This window comes from Oxalobacteraceae bacterium OTU3CAMAD1 (assembly GCA_024123915.1).
Taxonomy (GTDB): domain Bacteria; phylum Pseudomonadota; class Gammaproteobacteria; order Burkholderiales; family Burkholderiaceae_D; genus Rugamonas.
This window is the reverse complement of record CP099650.1, coordinates 1,663,107-1,681,140: the sequence shown is the minus strand read 5'-3', so window position 1 is coordinate 1,681,140 and position 18,034 is coordinate 1,663,107. Positions and strand designations below refer to the sequence as shown.

19 protein-coding genes are annotated in these 18,034 nt (G+C 67.2%); 16 read left to right on the top strand and 3 right to left on the bottom strand.

The annotated features are described in order from the left end of the window. The first annotated feature begins 29 nt into the window (after positions 1–29). Together NHH88_07115 and NHH88_07110 are read left to right on the top strand one after the other, a co-directional pair. Complete coding sequence (locus tag NHH88_07115; GenBank protein ID USX15544.1) at positions 30–695, top strand: DUF3108 domain-containing protein; 666 nt, start codon at positions 30–32, stop codon at positions 693–695. 17 nt (positions 696–712) lie between these two features. Continuing rightward, positions 713–1,447: a thioesterase gene (locus NHH88_07110; GenBank protein ID USX15543.1), complete on the top strand. Its 735-nt coding sequence runs from the start codon at positions 713–715 to the stop codon at positions 1,445–1,447. Positions 1,448–1,451: 4 nt separating this feature from the next. On the opposite strand, the gene NHH88_07105 is transcribed toward NHH88_07110, so the two are convergent. The 3 genes from NHH88_07105 to NHH88_07095 are packed head-to-tail and all read right to left on the bottom strand — an operon-like array spanning position 1,452 to position 3,951. Further along, positions 1,452–2,828, bottom strand: a complete 1,377-nt coding sequence (locus tag NHH88_07105; protein ID USX15542.1) for a VWA domain-containing protein — start codon at positions 2,826–2,828, stop codon at positions 1,452–1,454. Then, positions 2,828–3,439, bottom strand: coding sequence for a pilus assembly protein (locus tag NHH88_07100; GenBank protein ID USX15541.1), 612 nt, complete (start codon positions 3,437–3,439; stop codon positions 2,828–2,830). Before NHH88_07100 ends, NHH88_07105 begins: the two co-directional genes overlap by 1 nt. A gap of 32 nt (positions 3,440–3,471) precedes the next feature. After that, positions 3,472–3,951, bottom strand: a complete 480-nt coding sequence (locus NHH88_07095) for a pilus assembly protein (GenBank protein USX15540.1) — start codon at positions 3,949–3,951, stop codon at positions 3,472–3,474. 380 nt (positions 3,952–4,331) lie between these two features. Between NHH88_07095 and NHH88_07090 the strand changes: the two genes are divergently transcribed. The 14 genes from NHH88_07090 (at position 4,332) to NHH88_07025 (ending at position 17,884) form a co-directional block, all read left to right on the top strand. Next, positions 4,332–6,005: a histidine kinase gene (locus tag NHH88_07090; protein ID USX15539.1), complete on the top strand. Its 1,674-nt coding sequence runs from the start codon at positions 4,332–4,334 to the stop codon at positions 6,003–6,005. Positions 6,006–6,019: 14 nt separating this feature from the next. Next, positions 6,020–6,694: a response regulator transcription factor gene (locus NHH88_07085; protein USX15538.1), complete on the top strand. Its 675-nt coding sequence runs from the start codon at positions 6,020–6,022 to the stop codon at positions 6,692–6,694. A 208-nt stretch (positions 6,695–6,902) separates the two neighbouring features. Next, positions 6,903–7,046, top strand: a complete 144-nt coding sequence (locus tag NHH88_07080; GenBank protein ID USX15537.1) for a hypothetical protein — start codon at positions 6,903–6,905, stop codon at positions 7,044–7,046. 71 nt (positions 7,047–7,117) lie between these two features. Beyond that, positions 7,118–7,294: a Flp family type IVb pilin gene (locus NHH88_07075; GenBank protein USX15536.1), complete on the top strand. Its 177-nt coding sequence runs from the start codon at positions 7,118–7,120 to the stop codon at positions 7,292–7,294. A 108-nt stretch (positions 7,295–7,402) separates the two neighbouring features. After that, positions 7,403–7,978 (top strand): A24 family peptidase, encoded by a 576-nt coding sequence (locus NHH88_07070; protein USX15535.1) that lies wholly within the window; start codon positions 7,403–7,405, stop codon positions 7,976–7,978. Between the two features lie 107 nt (positions 7,979–8,085). Further along, positions 8,086–9,480, top strand: coding sequence for an ATP-binding protein (locus NHH88_07065; GenBank protein USX15534.1), 1,395 nt, complete (start codon positions 8,086–8,088; stop codon positions 9,478–9,480). 54 nt (positions 9,481–9,534) lie between these two features. Then, positions 9,535–10,395, top strand: coding sequence for a Flp pilus assembly protein CpaB (cpaB, locus tag NHH88_07060; protein ID USX15533.1), 861 nt, complete (start codon positions 9,535–9,537; stop codon positions 10,393–10,395). 32 nt (positions 10,396–10,427) lie between these two features. Then, complete coding sequence (locus NHH88_07055; protein USX17286.1) at positions 10,428–11,981, top strand: type II and III secretion system protein family protein; 1,554 nt, start codon at positions 10,428–10,430, stop codon at positions 11,979–11,981. A gap of 8 nt (positions 11,982–11,989) precedes the next feature. Next, positions 11,990–12,286: a hypothetical protein gene (locus NHH88_07050; protein USX15532.1), complete on the top strand. Its 297-nt coding sequence runs from the start codon at positions 11,990–11,992 to the stop codon at positions 12,284–12,286. Positions 12,287–12,320: 34 nt separating this feature from the next. Next, positions 12,321–13,493: an AAA family ATPase gene (locus tag NHH88_07045; protein USX15531.1), complete on the top strand. Its 1,173-nt coding sequence runs from the start codon at positions 12,321–12,323 to the stop codon at positions 13,491–13,493. Between the two features lie 31 nt (positions 13,494–13,524). Beyond that, the gene (locus NHH88_07040; protein USX15530.1) at positions 13,525–14,877 is read left to right on the top strand and encodes a CpaF family protein; all 1,353 of its coding nucleotides are present in this window, start codon (positions 13,525–13,527) and stop codon (positions 14,875–14,877) included. 8 nt (positions 14,878–14,885) lie between these two features. Beyond that, on the top strand, positions 14,886–15,860 hold the full coding sequence (locus NHH88_07035) for a type II secretion system F family protein (protein USX15529.1): 975 nt from the start codon (positions 14,886–14,888) through the stop codon (positions 15,858–15,860). A 9-nt stretch (positions 15,861–15,869) separates the two neighbouring features. After that, positions 15,870–16,805, top strand: a complete 936-nt coding sequence (locus NHH88_07030) for a type II secretion system F family protein (protein USX15528.1) — start codon at positions 15,870–15,872, stop codon at positions 16,803–16,805. Beyond that, positions 16,805–17,884 carry a tetratricopeptide repeat protein gene (locus NHH88_07025; protein USX15527.1) on the top strand — a complete coding sequence of 360 codons (1,080 nt, stop codon included), beginning with the start codon at positions 16,805–16,807 and terminating at the stop codon, positions 17,882–17,884. The genes NHH88_07030 and NHH88_07025 overlap by 1 nt, the downstream gene beginning before the upstream one ends. Positions 17,885–18,034 lie beyond the last annotated feature (150 nt).

The window sequence follows — 18,034 nt, the reverse complement described above, 5'->3', positions numbered from 1 at the left end:
TCGAACAAATTACAATTAAAGGAGACAGTATGCGCAACAGCATCACCCTGAAAAGTTGTATCGCCTTTTGCCTGGTCCTGGCCGGACCGTTCGCACTGGCTGAGGCGCGCTTGCCCGCGCCGGCGCCCACACCCGCCGTCGGCGACTCCTGGACCTACCAATACACCGACGTCTGGAAAGGCGTCAAAGGCAACGTCAACAAGATGGAGGTGACCGCCATCGACGACGCCGGCGTGCATGTCGAGGTGCGGCGGGCGTCCAGCAACGCGCTGGTGACCAAGCAGCTCTTCAGCGCGGAAATGAACCCGGTCGAGCGTGGCGCGATGCACTTCTCGCCGTCGTTCGCGCGCTACGCGTTCCCGCTCACGCCCGGCAAGGAATGGAACACCGAGGTCACCGGCGACAACCCGAAACAAGGCAAACACTGGCGCTACACCATCAAGGGCAAGGTGCTGGACTGGGAAAAAATCAAGACGCCGGCCGGCGAGTTCGACGCCATCAAGGTGGTGGTCGAAGCGCTCTACCGCGGCGACGAAACCAACAGCAACGGCGGCAACGGCCAGCTGACGGAGACGGTCTGGTTCGCCCCGGAACTGAACAACTTCGTCAAGCTCGATTACCGCGACACCGACTGGCAGGGCCGCACTTTCAACCGCGACAGCTGGGAGCTGACCTCCTACGTCCGCAACAAGTAGCGGCATGGGGACGCACCGTGGCCACGCAGTCCCCGTCCCCGACACCGCCCGACCCGCATAGCGACGGCCGGCTGCGCGCCCGTCCGGCTTTGCGGCCGCTGGCACTGCTCGAGCACCCGCCGCCGCTGCAACTGCCGCCCGGCCGCCACACCCTGGCCTTCGCCAACGGCCGCCAGGCCATCCTGCACGTGCCGGCGCCCATCGACGGCGCGCCCGCTCGCCCGCTGCAATTGATCGTGCTGCTGCACGGCGTGCGCCAGCTGCTCGGCGGCGCCGACGACAGCGCCATCGCCCACGCGCAACGCCATGGCGCGCTGCTGCTGATACCGCGCTCGCTGACCGACAGCTGGGACGTGATACGCGGCGGCTACGGTCCCGACCTGGCCTTCCTCGACCGCGTGCTGGCGTGGACCATGCGGCGCTACAGCGTCGACCCGGACGCGCTGGTGATCGGCGGCTTTTCCGACGGCGCTTCCTACGCGCTGTCGGTGGGCTTGATGAACGGGGATTTGTTCAGCGATATCGTGGCGTTTTCACCGGGCTTCATGAAGCCGATGCGGCGCGTCGGGCGGCCGCGTGTGTTCGTCGCCCACGGCAGCGGCGACGAGGTGCTGCCGGTCACGCAGGGACGCGCCATCGCGAACCAGCTGGCGCGCGAGGACTACGAGGTTCAATACACGGAATTCGACGGCGCCCATGTGGTGCCGGCGCCGGTCGCGCGCGAAGCGCTGCGCCGGATCCCCGGGCGGTGAAAGCTTACTTCGAAATGCGCAGGATGGCGCTGGCCAGCTTGGAGAAGCATGGCGTCAGGTCGGCCTGGGTGGCGGCATAGCAGTAGACCCCGACCGGCTTGGCGGCGTTGAAGCAGCGGCTCGGCGCGTCGGTGGAGTTGGCCATGCACTTGAGTGTGTCCTCGCCCTTTTCGCCATCGGCGCCGCTGCCGGCCTTCAGCGCCGAGCCCAGTCCGAGCGTGAAGACGAAGATGCCTTCGTCGCGCGACTTCGCCGCCATCGCTTCGACCAGGTTGCGCGCGGCGCGGTTAACGTTGCGATAAGTGATGGCGTTGGTCACCACGCGCGGCGAGTTGGTCACGATCGGATACTCGTAGGTTGTCTTCGGGTCGATGTACTGGTCATACGTGACATGCGCGTTGTAGAAGGCCGGCAGCGCGGAGGCGCGGTTCTTCAGGTAGGTGGGGTTGTTCTCGGTTTCCGGGGTGCAGCCGCCGCCTACATCGTCGGACTGCTGGTCGAGTTTGAACAGCCCCCCCGGCTCGCCGCTACCATCGTCGTCAGTGGTCACCGTGCCGGCTGTCTTACAGTTCACACCGTTGTTCCACGTCAGATAGGTGCCGAACGAGTTGGGCGCGCCGTCGGAGAAGAAAACGATCACGCGCAGATTGGAACGGTTCAGGTTAGCCGTCGGCACGCTGTTAATCTGCTGCCGCGCCATATACATGCCCTCCGGCGAAGCGGTCGAACCGGTGAACGAGTACCCCTTGATGTGGTTGGTCATGCTGGTGCGGTCAAAACCGCGCAAGATCGGACGGATCGGATCGTCCAGCACGGCGCCGTAGGAAAAATGCAGCAGGCCGACCCGGTCGCGCTCCGAATTGAATTGCTTGAGGAAGGTGATCGCCGAGCTGCGCACGGTGGCCGCCTGGCCGCTGAGCGAACCGGAGGTGTCGAGCGTGATGACCATGTCGAGGTCCTTGCGCTTGGTCTCTGTCAGCACGCTGGGCGACAGCGGCCCGGACACTACACCGCCCATCAACACGCTCGGCATGGTGGCCGAGGCGCTGACGTTGATCGTCACCTCGCCGCCGTTGAAGCTCACCTGGGTCTCGTTGAGCGTGGGGGTGGACAGCAAATAGTTGGCCGGGAAGTTGGCGTTGAAAAACCGCGTCGCCGCCGCCCGCGCGTTGGCCGTCTGCGTGGCCTGGTCGCCGCCGATGCTGGTGGCGCGCGCGGCGGCCAGGCTGGCGGCGTCGGTCGCCGCGTTGAGCTTGGACTTGATCATATAGCTCAGGCCGGCGCTGAGGACCAGTCCGACAGCGGCGATCAGCACCGTCACGCAGATCGCCAGCAGCACCGTCACCATGCCGCGTTGTTGGGGTTTGGAAAAGCGTCTCATCAGAACACCGTCATCGAGTAAAGATCGGGGCCGATGGTCGAGGTCGACACCGAGCCGAGGGAAAATGGCGCGAACACCATGTTGAATTTGTAGAACGTCTCGACGACATAGATCACCTCGCCGTCGGCCAGCGAGCCGCTCATCAGCGCCACCGCCGGCGCGTTGGCGCCGGTCGGCACCACGCAGGTGCCTGCCACGGCGCCGGCCCAGCTGCCGCACGTCCAGATCTTGCTGGCGGGCCCGTAGCCGCTGACGCGGAAGCCGCGGTTGTTGACCGAGTCGTCCCAGCGGTACTGCTCGAGCACGATGCTGCGCGTGGTGCTGCCGCTGGCCAGCCCCATGATGCGGGTCACGTAAATCATGCCGCGCTCGTTCATCTCCAGCGGCGAGCCCGAGGCGGCGACCTGGCCGATGATGACCTGCGCGTTCTCCGACAATTGCAGCTTGCCGCGCGAGGCCAGGTTGGCGCCCTCCCGGCTCAGATTAATCAAGATCATGTTGGCCTGCACGCCACGCGCGATGTCGACCAGCGCGACGATCAGCAGCAGCAGCAGCGGCAGCCACAGCGCGAACTCAACGGCGGCCAGTCCGCCGGCGCGGCGGCGGGACATGCGGGGTGTCATGTGGGGTGGCATACTGCGGCTCATTGGTAGGTCTCGTTGCGCATCGTCGTCGCCACGGAAAAATGCAATACCCCGCCCTGGAACATCGCGCCGATGATCGGCGTGACGATCTTCCAGCTGCAATCGAGACGGATGACGACCACGTCGTCCGGGCCGCCGAACATCGTCGCCGAATAGGCGTTGGCGGTGGCGTACGTCGTGTTGTTGACCGTGATGACCGGGTTGACCGAATCGTACATCCCCACCGAATTGTCCTTGATCGACTGGATGATGGCCAGGTAGCGCTGGCGGTTGCTGGCGGCGGGATCGCGGTCGCTCTGGCCGGTGATGGCGTAGCGCGAACCCTCGCGCACGGCATATTGCATCGTCAGCGACGTGAAGAAGATGATCGCGAACTCGAACACGGCCATGAGCAGCAAAAACAACACCGGCGCGATAAACGCCATTTCGACCGCGGCAGAGCCCTTTTGGCGTGCGCGCGGGAATCTGGATACATTCATAACAAGGCTTCCGTGAGGCGGACAGCAGGGGGGACAGGCAAGAGCGCACGCGGCGCGGCACTGCGGTGGAGGCGATTCCGGGGGCTTGCGCGCCGGCGCCGACGCCACTGGATCGGGGTGGCGGTAGGGACATTGTAGCGCGCTTATTTTGTTTCGCGTAGACATTTAATGTTTTTCCTCAACATCATGTCCGCGCGATCTGCTAGATCCGGCTAGACAGGACAGACATCTGTGCGTAGACTCCGACGTGTCGCTAGCGCAACTATTTTGACGATCTTTTAATGTATGTTCACTATAGTGAAACCAATGCTGTCGGGCAACCGTATAAGCTCCATGGGCCGGGAGAGAGCCACACATTGGACAGCTTAGCCACAACTTTCATGCAAATAGCAGCACAACCGCGCAACAACGACGTCGCCGGCGCCTCGATGATTTTCATCATGCGCCTGGTGCTGGCCGTCTCGGCGCTGCTGACCTTGTTCATCGCGCCCGACGACATGGGCGCCTACGAGCGCCAGGGCGCACTGACCTGGCTGATCTTCATCGGCTATCTGCTGCACAGCGTCACCTTGCTGGTGGCGGTGCGCTACCACGGCAATCCGTTCTGGCATGGCAAAGTCGTCTATTGGCTCGACCTGGGCTGGTACTGCCTGATGATTTACTGCACCGGCGGCGGAAGCAGCTATTTCTACCCATTTTTCTTCTTCGTGATCCTGACCTCGTCGTTCCAATGGGGTTTCGACGAGGGCGCGCGCATTACGCTGGCGGCGGCGGTGGCGCTGACGGTGGCAACGTGGCTGGCCAACAACAGCACCAACCAGGGCCAGCTGTGGTTGCGCACCACCTTCGTGCTCGCGCTTGGCTACATGATTGCCTACTGGGGCGGGCTCGGCCTGATCCAGCGGCGCCGCCTGGCGTTGCTGCGCGAGGTCAGCCAGCTGTCCAACCCGCGCTTCGGCGTCGACCAGACCATCGCCTCGATCCTGCACCAGACGCGCGACTTCCATCATGCCAGCCAATGCCTGCTATTGATGCGCGACGGGCCGGACGAGCTGTGGCGTTTGCATTCGACCAGTGCGCGCGGCCAGGCGCGCCAGGGCACCCAATCGATGCTCGGCGAAGCGGCCGCCGCGCCGCTGCTTGCCTTCAACGACGACGCGCTGGTGCATTACGCGCGTGCGCTGCACCCGCGCCTGCCGCGCACGCTCGAGGCGGGGCAGCGCGGCCGTGGCGCGGCAGCCTGGCAGCGGCTCGGCGCCGACGCCGTCGAGCCGCTGGCCGACCTGCTCGACGCCGCCTCCTTCGTCAGCGCGCCGCTGCCGCTGCGCAAGGGCGAGGGCCGCATCTATCTGGTGTCGGACCAGCAGCGCCTCAACCGTGGCGACGCCGTGTTCCTGCAACAACTCGCGGCGCAGGTATTCCCGGTCATCGAAAACATCATGCTGCTCGACCGCCTGGCGTCCGACGCCGCCTTCCGCGAACGGCAAAAGATCGCCCGCGACCTGCACGACAGCACCATCCAGCCCTACATCGGCCTGCGCCACGGCATCAGCGCGGTGCGCCAGAGCCTGGAAGCCGAGCACGCGGCCGCCGCCGAACTGGACCGCTTGCTCGACATGACCGGCCAGGTCATCGCCGACATGCGCGCCTTCGCCAAGACCGTGCGCCAGGGCGCGGCGCGTCAGGAGGCCGAACTGCTGGTGGCGCTGCGCCGCCAGGCGGGCCAGGTACGCGCCTTTTACGGCATCACAATCGAGGTGCGGGCGGCGGACGACCTGAGCGTGAGCGACCGCCTGGCCGCCGAGGTGTTCCAGATCGTTAATGAAGGCATGAGCAATATCCGCAAGCACACGCGGGCGCGCGGCGGGCTGGTCGACCTGAGCAATGTCGACGGCCAGCTGCTGATCCGCATCGAAAACGACAGTCCGGAACCGCCAGCGGCCCCATTCCTGCCCGGTTCGATCGCCGAGCGCACCGCCGCGCTCGGCGGTACGATAGCGATCGAACACCTGGCGCGCGGCGCCACCGTGGTCAGCGTTGCCATTCCGGTCTAACCTGGAACTACCTCATGAGCACTACCACCGCCACCCCGATCCGCCTGCTGTTGGTGGACGACCACAAAACCATGCTGTGGGGCCTCGAGAAACTGGTCGAGAGCGCCGGCGCCGAACTGCAACTGGTCGGCACCGCCCACAACAACGACAGCGCGCTGCTGGAGGCGCGCCGCCTGCGCCCGGACCTGATCGTGCTCGACCTCGATCTCGAGGGCCGCAGCTCGATCGAGATCCTGCCGGCGCTGCTGGCCGACAGCGGCGCGCGCGTGCTGATCCTCAGCGGCAACCGCGACCAGGCGCTGCTGGGCGAGGCGGTGCGCCTGGGCGCGCGCGGCGTGGTCGGCAAGGAGGCGCCGGCCGAGGTGGTGCTGGCGGCGATCCGGCAAGTCCATCGCGGCGAGCTGTGCCTGGACCCGGCGCTGACCCACGCGCTGCTCAACAAGATGGTCACGGCGGCGCCGGCCGATCCGGAGGCCCCGCGCATCGCCACGCTCACCCCCAAGGAGCGCAAGATCGTCGCCGTCGTCGCCGACAGCAACGGCGCGCCCAACAAGGAGCTGGCCGCCAGGCTGTTCATCGCCGAGCCGACCTTGCGCAACAACCTGACGACGATTTATCAAAAGCTCGGCGTGGCCAACCGCCTCGAACTGTACGTCTACGCCAACCGGCACGGCTTGAACGCCTCCTAGGCGCCCTCCCTCCCCGCAACACCGCGCCAACGGCCGCCCCCGTGACATTTGTCACGGCGCGGCCGCCACACATCGTGACAATCCTCCCCCGACAAAGTGACATCCGTCTGATGTGGATCAAGACGGGCTTCCGTAGAATTCATTACATCAGCAGCGAACTTGAAACAGCTGAGAGAAACCAGCCAGTAACGACCAACAGGAGTGCGGGATGCAAGGATCAAAAGGCAAGCAACGCGACATCGGCCGGTTCATCGGCGATGCCGGCGGTGCCAGCCTGATCGAATATGCATTGATCGGCGCACTCGTTTCAGTGGTGGTCATCATTACGCTGCTAGCAGTTTTTAGGACCTAAAACCTGACCCCCGTTTTAGTGGAATGCCGTAACACCATTTCGCAATCTCACTTACCTCTAAGGAAACGACCATGAACGCCATCAAAAATTTCATCAATGACGAAGCCGGTGTCACCGCCATCGAATACGCCCTGATCGCCGCCGGTATCGCCGTCGTCGCAGGCGCCGCCGCCACCGCCATGGGCCCTGCGCTCAAGACCAAGTTCAACGCCGTGATCGAAGCACTGGGCGGCACCAAGGTAGCGTAATCGCTGTCAGCAGCAACAAGGACCGGCCCGCGCGCCGGTCTTTTTTTTGCCCAGCGCAAACACACCGCGCTACTATCGCAACACCTCCCCTTTCCGGTCGAACGCGTCATGAACAAGCTGCCCCTGATTTTGCTGTGCGCCCTGCTGGCGCTGGCTGTGTGGAACGACCTGCGCACGCGCCGCATTCCCAACGCGCTGGTGTTCGGCGGCGCCGTGCTGGGCATCGCGCTCAACTGCCTGTACCCGGAAGGCGCCGGCCTGTTCGTCGCGCCGCAGGGCGGCATCGGCTTTGTATGGTCGCTGGCCGGCCTGGCGACCGGGCTCGCGCTGCTGGTGCCGATGTACGCCATGCGCGCGCTCGGCGCCGGCGACGTCAAGCTCATGGCCATGGTGGGCGCCTTCGTCGGCCCGTGGGGCACGGTCGTCAGCGTGCTGCTGACCTTGCTGGCCGGCGGCGTGCTGGCGCTGGCGGTCGCGGCCTGGAACGGGCGCCTGCGCGCGATGGTGCGCAACACCTACCACATGGGCGTGTACGCGCTGATGCGCCGACTCGGCGGCGAGGCGATCAAGATCGAGGCGCCGGCCGAAGCCAGCGGCCGCCTGCCGTACGCGCTGGCCATCGCCGCCGGCACCCTGCCCTACCTGGTATGGGGCGCTTGGCGCGGCGAAGCGTTGTTTTCCTGAGAAGTGTGTCTTTTTTTTGCCACGCGACACACATGAACAACGCATGATGTTGACCTAGGTCAATTATCTACCGACAATCTTCATATCCGTATCACTTCAAGGATTTCATGCACGCCGAGCCGGACCTCATGGCCGCCACAGCCGAGCGCGACGCGCCGGCCAACGCCCGCGCGCCACGCAGCATCGAGGAAACTGGACTGCCATTCCTGTTCCTGACCGAACTGGTGGCCAAGGTCTTGTTCCAGCGCGGACAGGTGCGGCTGCCCGAACTGGCTAGCCATCTGAAACTGAGCATCAGCGCCATCACGCCGCTGGTGACGTTCCTGAAGACCGAAAAACTGGTCGAGGTCACGCGCAGCGGCCACAGCGGCACCGACGCCGACCTGACCTACAACCTCACCGAGGCGGGCGCCCAGCGCGCCGTCGCTTGCCTCAACCGCAACGCCTACGCCGGTCCGGCGCCCGTCACCCTGGCCGCTTATGTGGCCCAGGTGGCCGCGCAAAGCGTGCGCCACCTGCACGTCACGCGCGAACACGTACGCGCGGGCTTCCACGACGTGGTCGCCAACCAGGCCGTGCTCGACCAGATGGGCGCGGCGATGAACTCGGGCCGCGCGATGTTCATCTACGGCCTGGCCGGCAGCGGCAAGACCTTCCTGGCCGAGCGCCTGTGCAGCCTGCTGCACGGCGTCATCGCCGTGCCCCACGCCATCATGATCGACGGCGAGGTGGTGCCGTTCTACGACCCGGTCCAGCACCGCATGGCCCCCGGCGGCGAGGCGCCCGAGCCGGCCGAGGGCGGCGAGCTGCTGCGCCAGCTCGACGCCCGCTGGGTGCGCGGCGTGCAGCGTCCGGCCGCCCTCACCGGCGGCGAGCTCACGCTCGAGATGCTGGACCTGCGCTTCGACCCCAACACCCGCCTCTACCAGGCGCCGCCGCACCTGAAGGCCAACAACGGCATCTTCATCATCGACGACCTGGGGCGCCAGCGCTGCTCGCCGCTGGAGCTGATGAACCGCTGGATCGTGCCGATGGATCGTGGCGTGGATTATCTTTCGTTGCATACAGGCCACATTTTCCAGGTACCTTTTGATGTGGTCGTGGTATTCTCCTCGAACTTCTTGCCAGAGCGATTATCCGACGGCGCCTTTCTGCGCCGGCTGGCCTACAAGATCGAAGTGCCGCCCCAAACCCAGGCGGAATATGAGCTGCTTTTCAGACAGGCGTGCACGCAATACGGCATGGAGTTCGACGCCGACGCCTTCGCCTACCTGCTCAGCGAACACCACGCGAAAGAAGACACCCCGCTGCTGGCCTGCTATCCGCGCGACCTGATCCGTCAGGTGCGCGACCTGGCACGCTACGAGGGCACGCCCGCGCGCGTCGACCGGCGCGCGCTCGACTGGGCGTGGAACAATTATTTCGCCGGCGCCGGCGCGCGCCGGGTCAACGAACAGCAGAAAAAAGAACGCGACCGCCGCGACCAGTCGCCACCGGCCTAGCCGGCCGCTGGCCGCCCGGCACGCAACAACGACGAATAACCACGAAAGCACAGCATGAGAAATACGCGGGCCTTGACGATGATAGCGGTGGCGCTGGTGATGGCGCTGGCGGCGGTGGTGCTGGCCGCGCAATGGATCGCCGGCCAGTCGGCCAGCAACAGCAACAAGGTCGCCGTGGCGCTGCTCGACATCGGCATGGGCACGCGCGTCGCGCCCGAGCTGATCCACATGGTCGATTGGCCGGTCAACTCGATGCCGCCCGGCGCCATCGTCGACGCCAAGACGCTCGAGGGCCGCATCACGCGCACCAACATCCTGCGCGGCGAGCCGCTGATGGAAAGCAAGCTGGCCCCGGCCGGCACCAGCGGCGGCCTGTCGGCCGTGGTGGCGGCCGGCAAGCGCGCCATGACGGTGCGCGTCAACGACGTCGTCGGCGTGGCCGGCTTCGCGCTGCCGGGCAACTTCGTCGACATCCTGGTCAACACCCAGAGCGACAGCGGCGGCGACACCGGTGTGCGCGAGCAGGCGATCTCGAAGATCGTACTGGAACGCATCCTGGTGCTGGCCATCGCGCAGGAATCGAACCGCGACGACACCAAACCCAAGGTGGTCAACGCCGTGACCTTGGAACTGACGCCCGAGCAGGTCGAAAAGCTCGACCTGGCGCGCAGCGTCGGCACCCTGTCGCTGGTGCTGCGCAACCAGATCGATCCGCTGTCGGCCAACACCGAGGGCGCCACCAAGAGCAGCCTGCTCGACGACGGCAAGCCGCAACCGGTGGCGCATGCCCCGGCGCCGACGCCGGCCGCAGCCCCCGCCGCCGTTGCGCCGCGACCGCCGGCAGCGCGCCCGGCGCCGGCCGGCGACAAGGTGGAAATGATCAAAGGCCTCGACCGCAGTTCCCAGCAGTTCTAAACGATACAGCCCTCACCAGAGAGATAGCCTTGATGACTGCAACCACGCGCGCGGCCCGGCCGGCGCCCTCCCGTCCCCCGCTGCTGGCACGCGCCGCCCTGGCCGTGCTGTGCGCGCTGCCGGTATTGGCGAACGCGGCTGCGGCGGCCGCCGCCGCCGCCGCCGCGCCTTCCCCCGCAGCCAGCGCGCGCAGCACCGAACTGGCCGCGCTGATGACCTTGTCCGAGGGCAAGTCGACGCTGATGCACCTGCCCTACCCGGTGACGCGCCTGGCCGTCGGCGACACCAAGGTGGCCGACGTCATCCTGATCAACCCGCGTGAAGTCTATATGCTGGGCAAGTCGACCGGTTCGACCAACCTGATCCTGTGGAACAAGGCCAACCAGGCCACCATCATCGACATCGTCGTCGGCCTCGACAGCACCGCGCTGCGCCAGCAGTTCGACCAGCTGTTCCCGACCGAAAAAGACATCCGCATCACCGTCTCCGGCGGCGCGCTGATCCTGTCGGGCGTGGTGAGCGACTCGGTCAAGGCGGCCCAGATCGTGTCCGTGGCCGGCGCCTACCTGCAGCGCAACAGCCGCTCCGGCGCCTCTACTCCGGCCCCGGCACCGGCCGCAGGCGGCGCCGATCCGGCGTCGCTGCTGTCGGCGGCCACGCCGGCCACCAGCGCGGCATCCGCGTCCTCACCGAGCGGGGCCGGCGGCGCCGGCGGGCGCGTGATCAACATGCTGGCCGTGGCCGCGCCACAACAGGTGATGCTGGAGGTGCGCATCGCCGAGATCTCGAAAACCCTGGTCGACCAGCTCGGCGCCAGCGTCGGCCTGGTGGGCAACAGCGGCAGCTGGACCTATACCCTGCTGAGCAATCTGCTCAGCGGCAATCCCGGCAAGCTCGACGCCTTCAACGGCAAGAACGGCAAGTTCCTCACCTTCGACGCGCAAAAAAACGACGGCCTGGTCAAGATCCTGGCCGAGCCGACGGTGATGGCCATCAGCGGCCAGGAGGCCAGCTTCCTGGCCGGCGGCAAGATCTACATCCCGGTGTCGCAGGATAGCGGCGCCGGCTTTCCCCGCGTCACGCTGGAGGAAAAGGAATACGGCGTAGCCGTCAAGTTCACCCCGACCGTGCTCGAGGGCGGACGCATCAACCTGAAGGTGTCGCCCGAGGTCTCCGAACTGAACCGCGAAGGCATCGGCATCACCAGCGGCAACAGCTCGGCGACGTCGGTGCTGCCGTCGTTCACCACGCGCCGCGCCAGCACCACGGTGCAGCTGTTCGACGGCCAGAGCTTCGCCATCGGCGGCCTGATCAAGAACAACGTCACCACCAACATCAAGGCCTTCCCGGGACTGGGCGAGATCCCCGTCCTGGGCGCGCTGTTCCGCAGCAGCGACTTCCAGAGCGACCGCACCGAGCTGGTGTTCATCGTCACGCCGCACCTGGCCAAGCCGCTGCCGCCCAACTCGAAACTGCCGACCGACGCCTACAGCGAGCCGAGCCGCACCGACTTCTTCTTGCGCGGCAAGCTAGAAGGCAACGCGCCTCCCCCGCCGCAAGACGCCGCCGGCTTCGACGTGAAATAGGACGCCCCATGCCAGTCAACCCCACTTCGCTGCGCCACTTCGGCGCCCGCCTGCTGGCCCTGGCGGCCGCCTGCGCGCTGTCGGCCTGCGCCAACTCGCCCAACATCGACCGCCAGTTCGGCGCCAGCGTGCGCGCCGCCGTGGCCCAGCAAACGCTGGACCCGCGCGCCGTCGACGACCGCCGTCCCGTCAACGGCCTCGACGCGCAAGCGGCGGCGGCCGCCTACGAAAACTACCAGCGCTCCTATTCGTCGCAGGACCAGCAGCAGCAAAGCGGCTTTACCATCGGTTCCGGCCTCAAGTGACCGGCGTTCCACCCACCAGCGAGCACGAACCAAATTGAAGATAGCTGTCATTTCCCGCGATGAGCGGCACCTGGCCGACGTGATGCGCATGCTGCGCGCGCGCTCGCCCTCCGACGAGGTCGACCACCTGAGCGGCGGCGTGGCGCGCCTGTCGATGCTGGGCGACGAACAGTTGCCGGACGTGCTGGTGATCGACCGTCCATCGGTCGAAGACGGCGACCTCGACCTGCTCGAACGCTTCTCGGCGCAGCACCCGCGCATCGCCTGCGTGGCCCTGTGCGAAGCGCGCGACCCCGAGTTCCTGATGCAGGCCATGCGCGCCGGCGTGCGCGAGGTGCTGCCGTCGCCGGCCACCAGCGCCACGCTGAACACGGCCATCGAACGCATCGGCGAAAAACTGGAGCGGCGCAGCCAGGCCAACGGCAAGGTGCTCGCCTTCATCTCGTGCAAGGGCGGCAGCGGCGCCACCTTCCTGGCCACCAACCTCGGCTACGCGCTGGCGGCCAGCGGCAAGTACAAGGTCGCGCTGATCGACATGAACCTGCAGTTCGGCGACGCCTCGCTGTTCGTCTCCGACCACAAGCCGCTGGCGACCTTGAGCGACGTGGCCCAGCAAATCCACCGGCTCGACCCCTCGTTCCTGGCCTCGAGCATGCTCAACGTCACGCCCAACTACGGGGTGCTGGCCGCGCCGTCGGATCCGACCCACGCCAACGACGTCAAGCCCGACCACATCGACGCCATCCTCAAGCTGGCGCGGCGCCACTACGACTTCGTGCTGCTCGACGTCGGCCGCAGCCTCGACGCGGTCACCATCCGCGCGCTCGACCACACCGACCAGATCTACCCGGTGCTGCAAACCACCCTGCCCTACATCCGCGACGGCAAGCGCATGCTCAACGTGTTCCGCTCGCTCGAATACGGCAAGGACAAGATCCACGTCATCGTCAACCGCCACGACAAGGGCGGCGAAATCAAGCTCAAAGACCTGGAAGGCGCGTTCGACACCGACGTGAGCATCACCATGCCGAACCACTACGACGCCGCCGCCCGCTCGGTCAACCAGGGCGTGCCGGTGATCCAGCTGGCGCCGGCCAGTCCGCTGAGCGTGGCGCTGGTCGAACTGGCGCGCAAGCTCAGCGGCGAGGCCGCGCCCGAGCAGCAGGGCGGCGGCTGGCTGTCCAAACTGCGTCCGCGCAAAGCCTGACCCCGCGCTCCCTCACCAAGGCTAAACGACCATGTCCACACCTCCCATCTCCCTGCGCGAACGGCTTGAAAGCGGCGAAACGCGCGTGGCCGGCCAGCGCGCCGTCGCCATCGACAACCGCGCCTACCAAAAGCTCAAGCAGCGCCTGCACGCGCAACTGCTCGACCGCGTCGACCTCGAAAGCATGCAGCGCCTGAGCCAGGACCAGATCCGCGTCGAGTTGCGCAACCTGGTAGAAAAGCTGCTCGAGGAGGATGCCGTCGTCATCAACGACGCCGAGCGCAAGACGCTCACGCGCGACATCCAGAACGAAATGCTCGGCTTCGGCCCGCTCGAGCCGCTGCTGGAGGACCCCACCGTCTCCGACATCCTGGTCAACACCCACCGCCAGATCTATGTCGAGCGGCGCGGCAAGCTCGAGCTGACCGACGTCACCTTCAGCGACGACGCCCACCTGATGAAGATCATCGACAAGATCGTCTCGCGCGTGGGCCGGCGCATCGACGAGTCCAGCCCGATGGTCGACGCCCGCCTGCCCGACGGTTCGCGCGTGAACGCCATCATCCCGCCGCTGGCCATCGACGGCCCGATCATGTCGATCCGGCGCTTTTCGGCCGACCCGCTGCGCCTGGCCGACCTGGTCGCCTACGGCAGCATGACGGCCGACATGGCCGAGGTGCTGCAGGGGCTGGGCAAGGCCAAGGTCAACATCCTGATCTCCGGCGGCACCGGCTCGGGCAAGACCACCATGCTCAACGTGATCTCCGGCTTCATCGGCCGCACCGAGCGCATCGTCACCGTGGAAGACGCGGCCGAGCTGCAACTGCAGCAGCCGCACGTGGTGCGGCTTGAAACGCGCCCGCCGAACATCGAGGGCAAGGGCGAAGTGAGCCAGCGGGCGCTGGTGCGCAATGCGCTGCGCATGCGGCCCGACCGCATCATCCTGGGCGAGGTGCGCGGCGCCGAGGCGCTCGACATGCTCGGCGCCATGAACACCGGCCACGAAGGCTCGATGGCGACCATCCACGCCAACACCCCGCGCGACGCCCTGACCCGGCTGGAAAACATGATCAGCATGGCGGCGGCCAACCTGCCGACCAAGGCCATGCGCCAGCAGATCAGCAGCGCCGTGGGCGTGGTGGTGCAGGTCTCGCGCATGACCGACGGCAAGCGCAAGGTCATGTCGATCCAGGAGGTCACCGGCATGGAGGGCGAGATGATCACGATGCAGGAGATCTTCACCTTCAAGCAGACCGGCCTGGGCGACGACGGCGCGGTGCACGGCCACCACACCGCCAGCGGCGTGCGTCCGCGCTTCATCGAGCGCCTGCGCAATTTCGGCATCAACGTCTCGACCGGCGCGTTCGACCCGGTGACCAAATAGGACCCGCCATGGACCTTCGTCTGATCCTGTTCGGCGCGCTCGTGTTCGGCGCCGTCGGCCTGCTGGTGTGGGGCGTGTTCACCGGCTGGAACAAGACCCGCAGCCCCGAGGCCGAGCGCGTCGCGCGGCGCCTGCGCGCGGCCATCGGCGACAGCGGCACCGAACTGGCCGTGTCGATCACCAAGGAACGCACCTACAGCCGCGATCCATCGCTGAACCGCCTGCTGGCGGCAATGCCCGGCATCGCCAAACTCGACCGCCTGCTGCTGCAGGCCGGGCGCACCATGAGCACCGCGCAGCTGTGCGCGCTGATGGGCGGCTGCGCGCTGATCGGCTTCATCGTGTTCTCCAGCATGGGCCTGCCGTGGGTGGGACGCCTGGTGCTGGCCGGCCTGTGCGGCTGGCTGCCGGTGCTCGAAGCGATGCGGGCGCGCCGCCTGCGCATCACCACCATCGAGCGCCTGCTGCCCGAGGCGCTCGACATGATGAGCCGCGCCATGCGCGCCGGCCACGCCTTCCCCACCGCGCTCAAGATGGTCGGCGAGGAGATGCACGACGTCGTCGGCGCCGAGTTCCGCGTCGTCTTCGACGAGGTCAACTTCGGCGTGGCGATGCCGGACGCGCTGATGAACCTGGCCACGCGCGTGCCCAGCACCGATTTGCGCTACTTCGTCATCGCCGTGTTGATCCAGCGCGAGACGGGCGGCAACCTGACCGACCTGCTGACCTCGATCAGCGCCATCATCCGCGACCGCCTCAAGCTGCTCGGCCAGGTGCGCGTGATGTCGGCCGAGGGCCGCATGTCGGCCTGGGTGCTGGGGCTGCTGCCGTTCGCCGTCGGCGGCCTGGCCACCCTGGCCAACCCCGGCTCGCTCGATCCGCTGTTCACCGACCCGCTGGGGCGCAAGATGCTCTACGGCGCGGCCGGCATGATGCTGCTCGGCGTGTTCGCGATCCGCAAAATCACCCATATCCGGGTCTGAGGAGCTTTGATGACGCTGATCCAGATCCTGTTCCTGGCCGTGCTGTTCGTGTTCGTCTTCGGCGGCGTGCTGCTGGCGGTGCGCCTGCTGACGGTCAACCCGGTCAAGGACCGGCTCGAGGCGCTGCAGGAGCGCAGCCAGGTTACGCGCCGCAGCGCGCGCTGGCTCGAGACGGCCATCAACCTGGCCGCGCCGCTGGCCAAGCTGTCGGTGCCGGCCGAAGGCTGGGAAAACTCGCCGGTGCGCACCCGCTTTATCAACGCCGGCTGGCGCACGCCGTCGACGCCGGGCCTGTTCTATGCGGGCAAGACCGGCTTGGCCGTGGCCTTGCCGCTGCTGGTGTTCCTGTACCTGAGCAGCCGCGCCGCCGGCCCCGGCGACTTCAAGATGCTGTGGCTGGTATCGGCTGCGGGCCTGGGCTACTACCTGCCCAACGTCGTGCTCAACCACGTGTTGAAAAAACGCCAGCGCGACATCTTCGAAAGTTTTCCCGACGCGCTCGACCTGATGACGGTGTGCGTCGAGGCCGGCCTGGCGATGGACGCGGCGCTGGCGCGCGTGGCCAACGAGATCGGCCTCAAAAGCCTGGTGCTGGCCGAGGAGCTGCAACTGGTGACGCTGGAGCTGCGCGCCGGCAGCGCCAAGGAAAAGGCGCTGCGCAACCTGGCGCTGCGCACCGGTGTCGAGGATGTCGACGCGCTGGTGACGCTGCTGATCCAGGCCGACCGCTTCGGCACCAGCATCGCCGATTCGCTGCGGGTGCAGTCGGAACTGCTGCGCACCAAACGGCGCCAGCGCGCCGAGGAGCAGGCCGCCAAGATCTCGCTGAAACTGCTGTTCCCGCTGATCTTCTTCATCTTCCCCAGCCTGTTCGTGGTGCTGCTCGGGCCGGCGATGCTGAATATCTACCGCAACCTGATGCCGTCGCTGACGGGAACCAACTGATGGCGGCGCGGCTGATACCGTTGCTGGCGCTGGGCGCCTTGCTGGCCGGCTGCGGCGCGGCGCCGACCCGGCCGCCATGGACGGTGCAGCCGCTCATGCGCGTCGAGCACGCCGGCGACGAAGCCGACGCGCTGTACCGCGTGGGCCGCCATCACCAGCAGCGCGGCGAGCTTGCCGCCGCCGACGACGCCTTCGTCCGCGCGATCGCGCTGCGGCCCGAGCGGCTCGACGCCCGCAACGCCCGCGCCGTGCTGCTGGCCGGCGCAGGCCGGCAGGCGGAGGCCATCGACCTGCTGCGCCAGCTGGCGGCGGACTTCCCGCAAGCGGCCCAGCCGCTCAACAACCTGGGCTACCTGTACTATCTGCAGGGCCGGACCGGACCCGCACGCGCGGCCATCGAGCAGGCGCTGCGCATCGATCCGCTGCACGCGCAGGCGCGCGCCAATCTGGCGCGCCTGATGCCGGTGGTCGCCGACAGCGCAAGCGCAACGGTGCCCGCCGCGACGCCGGCCCCCACGCCGGCACCGGCCGACCCGGTCGCGGACGATGGGTTGGCGCGCGCGCGCTGGCAACTGGTGCCGCTGGCGCCGAACGAATTCAGCCTGCAGGCGGTCGCCGCGCCCCGGGCCCCAACAACAGCCGAGGTGTCCGACGCCAGCCAGGACCATGGCGGCGCCGCGATCCAGATCGTCAACGGCAACGGCGCGCGCGGGCTGGGCGAGCGCACCCGCCGCCTGCTGGCGGCCAACGGCGCGCTGGACGCGGCGGCCGATGCCGACGTCGTCAACCAGCGCGGCCACCACCAGCGCGACACTATCATCGAATACCTCCCCGCCCAGCGCGAGCGCGCCGGCCTGGTGCGCGCCGCGCTCACGGGCCGCGCCACGCTGGTGCCCGTGCGCGTCCTGCCCGACGGCCTGGGGCTGCGCCTGGTGCTGGGCCGCGACCACGCCCAGCCGGACAAGGTGCGCGCCACGCGCGTTGCCCGCGCAGAAAGAACCGCTACGCCCAAACGCTTGCCCGACGCTGCGCTGCTGACGATGAACAGCACCGCCGCCCCCCATTTCAATCAGGAGTAACCATGCTCAGAACAATACCGTCCCCGCGCTGGGCCAATAAACTAGTGGCCGCTTGCGCCACCGTGCTGGTCGCTGTCGCGCTGAGCGCCTGCGGCGGCGGCTCCGGCGGCGCCAACGGCGGCTGCACCACCATCGATCCGAGCCGGCCCA